Annotated in this window: 11 protein-coding genes and 1 pseudogene; all 12 read left to right on the top strand. The window is 39.0% G+C overall.

Features of this window, described 5'->3' with window-relative positions:
• Positions 1-285 precede the first annotated feature (285 nt).
• Positions 286-609: pseudogene (locus tag CHI06_RS14955) on the top strand (SDR family NAD(P)-dependent oxidoreductase); the annotation flags it as partial.
• 41 nt (positions 610-650) lie between these two features.
• Entirely contained in the window at positions 651-1229 is a 579-nt protein-coding gene (locus tag CHI06_RS14950) for a TetR/AcrR family transcriptional regulator (RefSeq protein WP_095249394.1), read from the top strand.
• 134 nt (positions 1230-1363) lie between these two features.
• Positions 1364-2542, top strand: coding sequence for an MFS transporter (locus tag CHI06_RS14945; RefSeq protein WP_095249392.1), 1179 nt, complete (start codon positions 1364-1366; stop codon positions 2540-2542).
• 348 nt (positions 2543-2890) lie between these two features.
• Complete coding sequence (locus CHI06_RS14940; protein WP_095249390.1) at positions 2891-3460, top strand: TetR/AcrR family transcriptional regulator; 570 nt, start codon at positions 2891-2893, stop codon at positions 3458-3460.
• A gap of 274 nt (positions 3461-3734) precedes the next feature.
• Positions 3735-4058, top strand: a complete 324-nt coding sequence (locus tag CHI06_RS14935; RefSeq protein WP_095249388.1) for an NIPSNAP family protein — start codon at positions 3735-3737, stop codon at positions 4056-4058.
• Between the two features lie 71 nt (positions 4059-4129).
• A complete protein-coding gene (locus CHI06_RS14930) occupies positions 4130-4669 on the top strand; it encodes an NAD(P)H-dependent oxidoreductase (protein ID WP_095249395.1) in 540 nt (179 codons plus the stop codon).
• 36 nt (positions 4670-4705) lie between these two features.
• Positions 4706-4885, top strand: a complete 180-nt coding sequence (locus tag CHI06_RS29380) for a hypothetical protein (RefSeq protein WP_142300960.1) — start codon at positions 4706-4708, stop codon at positions 4883-4885.
• A gap of 234 nt (positions 4886-5119) precedes the next feature.
• The gene (gene wrbA / locus CHI06_RS14925; RefSeq protein ID WP_095249386.1) at positions 5120-5773 is read left to right on the top strand and encodes an NAD(P)H:quinone oxidoreductase; all 654 of its coding nucleotides are present in this window, start codon (positions 5120-5122) and stop codon (positions 5771-5773) included.
• Positions 5774-5874: 101 nt separating this feature from the next.
• Complete coding sequence (locus CHI06_RS14920) at positions 5875-6612, top strand: SDR family NAD(P)-dependent oxidoreductase (RefSeq protein WP_095249384.1); 738 nt, start codon at positions 5875-5877, stop codon at positions 6610-6612.
• 53 nt (positions 6613-6665) lie between these two features.
• Positions 6666-6902 (top strand): tautomerase family protein, encoded by a 237-nt coding sequence (locus CHI06_RS14915; protein WP_095249382.1) that lies wholly within the window; start codon positions 6666-6668, stop codon positions 6900-6902.
• A gap of 132 nt (positions 6903-7034) precedes the next feature.
• On the top strand, positions 7035-7253 hold the full coding sequence (locus tag CHI06_RS14910; RefSeq protein WP_095249380.1) for a hypothetical protein: 219 nt from the start codon (positions 7035-7037) through the stop codon (positions 7251-7253).
• 196 nt (positions 7254-7449) lie between these two features.
• Complete coding sequence (locus CHI06_RS14905) at positions 7450-7992, top strand: TetR/AcrR family transcriptional regulator (RefSeq protein WP_095249379.1); 543 nt, start codon at positions 7450-7452, stop codon at positions 7990-7992.
• Positions 7993-8037: the final 45 nt, after the last annotated feature.

Genomic DNA, 8037 nt, shown 5'->3' with positions numbered 1-8037 from the left:
TATGAAGGATGTAAATATTCGACTGATACTTTTCATTTCATATTTCACATTTCACATTAAATTGCCTCCTTTTAATACTTTTGAATAGGGGCAAAATTGATGAGCTTGTTTTACAAGATCTACAGCACATCTTGAGAAACACATGGAGTTTATTTTAGTGATGATCATTATATTTGGTCTTCCTTGTGGTTTTCCAATTCAATTTAGGTTGTTTTTGTGAGGAAATCATCTAATTCAGATCATTTTTGGGTTTAGTCTTAAAAGTGGACACTTTCTGTCTTCCTTGGAATAAAGACGGTTGTTGCTTCGATGAAAAAAGCGGGTGGAGGATCTATCATTAACATTTCTTCTACTACGGGCATTGTAGGGAGACCCAAGAAGATAGCATATGTTTCGTCAAAATACGCTGTGAGAGGCATGACAAAAGTAGCCGCGTTAGAACTCGGCGTGGATGGCATCCGTGTGAACTCTGTCTATACTGGATTCACTAGAACATTGGCGGCACAGGATATTAATGATCCGAATAGAATGCACCTTATCTTTATTAGTGCAATCGTCTTATTATCATGTTCAATACTTGACATAAGTGGTACTAATGGTGTTAAATAAAAAAGAACAATTGGTCTTTTTTATAAAAGGAGGGTTGAAAGGTGAATAAAGGGGAACGAACGAAAAAATTTATTATTGAGCAATCTTCGTCTTTATTCAACACAATTGGCTATAAATCCACTTCTATCGCTGAAATAATGAAGGCCACCGGATTGAAAAAGGGAGGGATCTTTTACCACTTTGATAGTAAGGATGATTTAGCCAAAGCTTCGTTTTCCTACTCGTTAATGACACTAAAGGAAAATTATTTACAAGCGATTAACTCCAAGGAGACCTCAAGCGAGCAATTTCAGGCTTTTACTGCTATGGTTATAACGTTGTGGAACAATGAAATCATAGTAGGTGGATGCCCTTTAATGAATGCTGCCATTGAAGCTGATGATTCAAATATTTTGATCGAAGATTCCATTAAAGAAGGCTTTGCTGGCTTAATAAATATTATCAAAGGCATTATTGAGTTAGGAAAGAGTCAAAATGAAATTGATAAACATGTTGATTCTGAACAAATGGCGGTGTTAATTCTTTCTTCTCTGGAAGGTGCATTGGCACTCAGCAGATTGTATAAGGATAAACGATATTTAGACATGGTTATCATGCAGGTAAATGCTATTCTTTTCTAATTCTATTTTTTATTCTTTTTTTTGAGCAAAAAGAGACTGTTCGGTCTCTTTTTTTAGGAGAGTTATTTATACCTAATTGTTTATATTAATATTATTTAATGAGATTTGAAAAATTCGTGAAAGTAGGAATCGTAATGAAAAGAATGCTTTGGGTTGTTCTTATGATGTCGTGTGGAGCTACCTTTATTTCATCGTTATTTCCTTTGTACAGTGAGTATTATCGGCTGAGCAGTCTGGAAATCACCATTTTGTTTGCCGTTTATGCCGCTATCCTGCTGCCGACATTGTTTGTCGTGGGAGCCAGAGGGAACGCCTGGGGATTGAAAAGGGTTCTTCGCTTCAGTATATGGATTTCTATCGTGTCGACGTTGCTCTTTCTAGGGAGTTTCAACGTCTGGATGCTCTATGCGGCCAGGATTTTGGAAGGCATCGCTTATGGCGCTTTTACAGGTGCTGCCAGCGCTTTTTTATTAAAACAAACCTCTCATGATAAAGTGAGTACGGCAGTCAAGCTATCAGGAGTAACGGTAAACATTGGTTTTGGCCTGGGCCCAGCCATTTCAGGTTTAATCGTGCAATATTTGCATTTTCAGCCACTTCGTTTGCCATATTGGTTTCTGCTCGTCATGTTATTGAGTTCCTTAATATTTCTGGAAATGTTACCGAAGCACGAAGATTCCCAAGCTCAGAAACCGGCAAAAACTAAGATTTCGCTCGGTGTTCCCGACAATATTCGTTCCCATTTTTGGTCTTTTATCGGACTTCCGATCTTTACTCTTTTCACGTTAGGCGGAATTGTATTTTCTCTTATTCCTTCTTTCGCCAAGAACGTTATTCACACCGACAATCTCTCTATTCCCGGGTTGTTAATTCTGGTGCTTCTAGGCGGGGGGGCCTTGATGCAGTTCTTTCCTTGGCCGCGTAATCCCGTTACACGGATGCGTATAGGAATCCTGTTTCTTATCATTGGATCGTGGGTTGTTGTTTTTTCTGGTCAAACAGCGAGTTTATTTTTGCTCTGGGCCGGCATATGTATTCAAGGAATTGGCGCCGGATGGACGTTTCAAGTTACTTTAAGGTTTGCCAGCCAGTTGCCGAAGCCGGAAGAACGTCCGCGAGTAATTTCGGCATTTTATTTATGCGCCTACTCCGGATTTATTGTTCCGGTGGTTGGTGTTGGAGTATTGACTCAATTTTTTAATTTGAACTTTTCGTTGATTGTGCTAAATTTGTTTGCCTCACTTATCGTTATCTATGTGTTGATTTATTCTGTGAAATTTAATCGTAACTATTCTAAAGGAACAGCCCAGTAACAATCTAATACAAATAACGAATGAATACAAACTTTCTATGAAACTTTGATGGTTTGGGAGAGATTCTGGTATAAGCTTTTGGATTTTAGTGAATGAAAGAAGCTGTTTACAATGTCTTTGAAAGTTTTTTTAAAAAATAGGGGGAAGAATTATGAGTAAAGTATGGTTTATAACAGGAACTTCAACGAGATTCGGTCGACAATTTGTGGAGCAGTGCGACCTGCATTTGGAAAAAGCCATTGATGTCACTGCTGTTCGGCATTAAGAAGCAGGGGTTACTTCTGTAGTGGACGAGCGGGAGTGAATACCTATGTTGACAAACTATCTATTAGAAGATAGAATGACATCATGAACAAAAATAAGAATACAGCAGAAACTATTTTGGATACTGCTCAGTCGATCGTGCAGGAGTTTGGGTTTAACGGATTCAGCTATGCACACATTGCAAAAAAAGTTGGGATACGTACTGCAAGTATTCATTACTATTTCCCGAATAAGGAGGATCTGGGAGAAGCGCTGATTGCACGGTATCACAAAAATTTTATTTCTGCAATCGCTCAAATCGATACTGAGACACAGAACAATTTGGAAAAACTGCGCAAATTCATTATGCTTTACGGTGGCCCTGTTCAAAATTATTGTACTTGCATGGGGGTCATGCTTTCAACTGACCTGGCTACTTTATCAGGTCAAACACGAGAAGGGATAGCTCAGTTATTCACCGCCAATTTAGAATGGTTGGAACGTGTGTTGGATCAGGGGCGGCGTGAAGGGCATCTAAACTTTGAAGGTGCCGCGGATGTGCAAGCCCATCAATTCCTTGCTTCGCTTCAAGGTGCGCAATTACTAGCAAGAAGCTTTCGGGATTTAAATAGATTTGATTTGATTGCTGAAAGATTAATATCCGCTTTAACTTAAAAAAGAAGGCGGATATTTTTTTGAATATAAATCTACCTTTTAGTAGGTAGATAAAAGCCTTTAGTTGGAAAAAGAAATATTTAGAAGGGAGTGATCAGGTGCGCAATTAATTGCAAGAAGTTCTCGGGATTTGAGCATGTTTGACAGGATTGCTGAAGCATTAATATCCACTTTAACCTAAAAAGAAGGCGGATATTTTTTCAAAAATAAAATCTACCTACTAATAGGTCAAAAATAGTGACGAAACATTTTACAAAATAGATGAGGTGAAGTGATGTTGTATGAACTGCGAGTATATGATGTGAAACCTGGCAAGATGCGGGCAATACAAGACAGGTTCAAAGATTATGTTATCGACTTATTTATGAAGCATGATATGAAAGTGACGCTATTTTGGGAAGACATTGATGAGGCAAATAACCGTCTTTATTATGTTGTCGAGCATGCCAATATGGAAATGCGTAACCTCAACTATGATCGTTTCCGCAACGATCCTGAATGGATTGAATTAAAAAGAATTACAGAACTTGATGGACCATTAGTGAACAAACAAGAAAGTATATTTATGAAAAACGTATCATTTTTCGAGAATAAATGAAATCATGCTGGAAACCTGTCCTTAAATTAGAAAAAAATTTAAAAAACAACTATGAAATGGAGCAAATCAAAATGAAAACATTAGTAATTGTGACTCACCCGAACATCGAAGAATCCCGCGTGAATAAAGGATGGATGGAGGAATTGCAAAAGCAAAGTGATGTTACAATTCATGAGTTATATAAGGCTTACCCAGATGAAAATATCGATGTTTCTAAAGAGCAGCAGATGGTTGAGGCACATGATCGGATTATTTTCCAATTTCCATTCTTTTGGTACAGCACGCCTGCATTACTAAAAAAATGGTTCGATTCCGTATTACAATACGGTTGGGCTTATGGGCCAGATGGCAGTAAAACAGCAGGTAAGGAAATTGGCGTAGCAGTCTCGACATATGGTTCTGAAGAATCGTATCAAGCAACTGGGTCCAATCGTTTTACATTGGAAGAAATATTGCGTCCGATTGAAGTGACTGCTCATTTTATCAGTGCTTCTTATCTGCCTCACTTTACGCTGAACGATGCTTCTAACCTTTCCGATGAGCGATTGGCACAAAGTAGAATTGATTACATTCATCATATTAAAACTGTAAAGCCAGTGGTGAATGGTTAATGAAGACTTGATGATTGATGTTTATATGGATAATAGTTGCCTCAAGTTTCGTATGGTAACAAAGAGCTTGTTAACCGCTATGGTATTCGTCTTAAAGGTGAAGATTATCGGCAGGTCATGATTGGCCGATTAGGCGGGGTTCCTCAATTCAAAGCAAGAATGAGGCAGTATTACGAATCGATGCTCATTATGGACTTAAATTTAATATGGAGATAGTAAAATATATACCCAATACGTCTTTATCCCATCAATTAATTACTATAGCTCTAGAGGACAAGAAAGAGTGATTAATAGAGAAAATCTATACTTCTTATTTCGAAGAGGATATTAACATCGGAGATGTGGATGCATTTATGCAAATAGCAAGAGCAAACGGGATTACTAACGACTGCAATACCTTGTTTGAAAAAATGTAAGCCGCAATGACTAAAAATGTTTGGAGCGATATACATGAGCATATTTCAAAAACTATTTAAAAAGGGGACGACACAAATGTCAGCATCAAAAGTAAATTTAGCAGTCATCTATTACAGTTCTAACGGAACTAACTTTCAATTGGCTCAATGGGCAGCGGAAGGCGGTCTTCAAGCTGGGGCAGATGTAAAAATTCTAAAGGTACCAGAAACTGCGCCAGAATCTGTTATTGATGGCAGTCAAACTTGGAAAGCTCATCTAGAAGCAACCAAACATATCCCTACCGTATCTTTGGAGGACTTGGAATGGGCGGATGCGATCATCTTTAGTATGCCCACTCGATACGGTAATCTTCCAGCTCAAATGAAACAGTTCATCGATACGACAGGTGGTCTTTGGGCCCAAGGCAAAACGGTGAATAAAGTCGTGAGTGCCATGACTTCCGCTCAAAATCCGAATGCTGGACAGGAACAAACGATACTTCAGCTGTACACATCTATGTACCACTGGGGTGCGATTGTGGCAGCTCCCGGATTTACCGATCCATCGGTATTTGTTGCCGGAGGGAATCCATACGGTACAAGTGTAACAGTGGATCAAAATGGAGCGATGAAAGAAGATGTGCGCGCTGCTGTTGAACATCAAGCAAAACGCACCGTATCGGTTGCTAAAGCAGTGAAAACGGTTTAGGACAATAATAGTAGCTATCACATAATAAGATCATACATGTAGGCGATTCATTACGCCTAATTTATTTTCTATAGATTATGGAATACAAGGAGGAATAACACATGGGTATTCAAGGAAAAGTAGTAATAATAACTGGCGGAAGCAGCGGTCTTGGGAAAGCTATAGCGATTGAGATGGTGAATCGAGGAGCGAATGTGGTTCTCAATGGACGTAATGAACAAGCATTAGCTGAGGCTGTAAAAGAAATCGATCCTACAGGAAAACAAGTTCGTTTTGTTGCTGGTGATATTGCAGATCCTAAGATTGCGCAGCGTCTAATCGACGAAGGTTTAGCTCACTATGGACGCATCGACACTCTAATAAATAATGCCGGAATCTTTATGTCTAAACCATTTACGGAGTATACAAAAGAGGACTTTACAACATATTTATCCACGAATGTCGTCGGCTTCTTCCACGTTACCCAACGCGCGGTGGCTGAGATGCTGAAACAAGGAAAGGGACACATCCTTAACATCACGACGAGTCTGGTAGACCAACCGTCAGTTAACGTTCCTTCCGTACTCGCCTCATTGACGAAGGGCGGTCTGAAAGCTGCAACAAAATCGTTAGCAATTGAGTATGCTTCAAGAGGTATTCGTGTGAATGCAGTCTCACCAGGGGTAATTAAAACACCTATGCACCCTGTTGAAACACACGATGCTTTAGCTAAACTGCATCCTATGGGACGCATGGGTGAGGCGCATGAAATTGTCGAAGCAGTTTTATATCTAGATTCAGCCAACTTCGTTACTGGTGAGATCCTTCATGTTGATGGTGGACAGAATGCTGGTCACTAAGCACATGTTGCAGCACAACAAAACATATCCAAACAGAATGGGGGAGAATATTCATGCCAATCGTTACGATTCAAGTGACCCGTGAGGGCACAACACCAGATCGTCAGTCTATTACGGCGGAAGAAAAAGCTGCACTCATTAAAGGGGCCAGCGAGCTACTGCTCAATGTGCTAAACAAACCCTTAGAAGCTACCTTCGTAGTTATCGAAGAGGTTGATACCGAGAGTTGGGGTTGGGGCGGACTGCCTGTGTTGGAGTATCGCCAGCAGCTTGCCGATAAGAAGAAGTAATGTGCTCATGGCAGGCTTGCCGGGGATTAAGAGCAGAAGGTTCTGCCTAGCTTCTCCGGCAGGTTCGCATGCGCTGTCAAGTTAAACAACACCGCAATCCATTTTGACAGTAGTAAATTTAAAGCGCTTCTAATGGCATTTTTACTGCCTAATTGGGATACCATGATCGCTCTGATTAAAGAACAACATAAACATCTTTACAATACGTTGAAAGACAGGCTGGATGAATCTGTACCAGAGAACTTCAAAAAAGCTGATAATTTCGGAAAGTTGATTCTTACGACTGCGGCGGATTTATCCAACCATAATGGTGTTGTGGCTGCAATGCTGCAAGTGTTGAAACAAAAATAATAAGCTATACAAAAAAAGCAGTCAAAATTCTATATTTGACTGCTTTTTTGATAAATAAACAATACTAGAAAACGACTTGAGAGTTTTTATTCATACACCATACCCGAAATAATTTCTGGAATTTGACAGAATTAGTAACAGATATTATGATGTGAAAAAAAGACCGACTGTCCTTTTTTGAGGAGGTAGAAAGAACATGAATAAAGGCGAAAGGACCAAAAATTATATTATTGAACAATCATCTTCATTATTCAATAAAAATGGCTATAAATCGACCTCAATTGCTGAAATTATGACCGCCACTGGTCTTAAAAAGGGAGGAATTTATAATCATTTCGACAACAAGGACGCCTTGGCAAGAGCTTCATTTTCTCATTCATTAAATACCTTAAAAGATAAGTATATAGGAGTAATAAGATCAAAAGATACTGCATCCGAACAATTTGATGCTTTTATTGATGTTTTCAGTTCTTTGCTTCATGACAATATTGTAGTAGGTGGGTGTCCTTTAATGAATGCGGCAATAGAAGCGGATGATTCAAATATTGATTTCGAGGATTCAATCAAAGAAGGATTTAGTGGATTAATTAAGTTAATTGAAGGCATTATTCAAAAAGGAAAGAAACAAAATGAAATCAACAATGAGTTAGATGCTACACAGACAGCTATATCCATTCTTTCTTCTATAGAAGGCAGCAGCCGGCAGTGGACAATGATCGAATTCAAATTTCTTCACTAGAAATTGACAAACATAGTCATGAAGTAACGGCTAACGGAAGAGCAA

The sequence above is a fragment of the Bacillus sp. 7884-1 genome, assembly GCF_002272245.1.
GTDB lineage: Bacteria > Bacillota > Bacilli > Bacillales > Cytobacillaceae > Neobacillus.
Note: the sequence above shows the minus strand (reverse complement) of the source record. Positions and strands in the feature narration are given on the sequence as shown.

Coding starts and splice junctions, on each gene's coding strand:
- CHI06_RS14935 (WP_095249388.1), top strand. CDS start 3,735: ATGTTGTATGAACTGCGAGTATATGATGTGAAACCTGGCAAGATGCGG.
- CHI06_RS14915 (WP_095249382.1), top strand. CDS start 6,666: ATGCCAATCGTTACGATTCAAGTGACCCGTGAGGGCACAACACCAGAT.
- CHI06_RS14920 (WP_095249384.1), top strand. CDS start 5,875: ATGGGTATTCAAGGAAAAGTAGTAATAATAACTGGCGGAAGCAGCGGT.
- wrbA (WP_095249386.1), top strand. CDS start 5,120: ATGAGCATATTTCAAAAACTATTTAAAAAGGGGACGACACAAATGTCA.
- CHI06_RS14910 (WP_095249380.1), top strand. CDS start 7,035: ATGGCATTTTTACTGCCTAATTGGGATACCATGATCGCTCTGATTAAA.
- CHI06_RS14940 (WP_095249390.1), top strand. CDS start 2,891: ATGAACAAAAATAAGAATACAGCAGAAACTATTTTGGATACTGCTCAG.
- CHI06_RS14905 (WP_095249379.1), top strand. CDS start 7,450: ATGAATAAAGGCGAAAGGACCAAAAATTATATTATTGAACAATCATCT.
- CHI06_RS14930 (WP_095249395.1), top strand. CDS start 4,130: ATGAAAACATTAGTAATTGTGACTCACCCGAACATCGAAGAATCCCGC.
- CHI06_RS14945 (WP_095249392.1), top strand. CDS start 1,364: ATGAAAAGAATGCTTTGGGTTGTTCTTATGATGTCGTGTGGAGCTACC.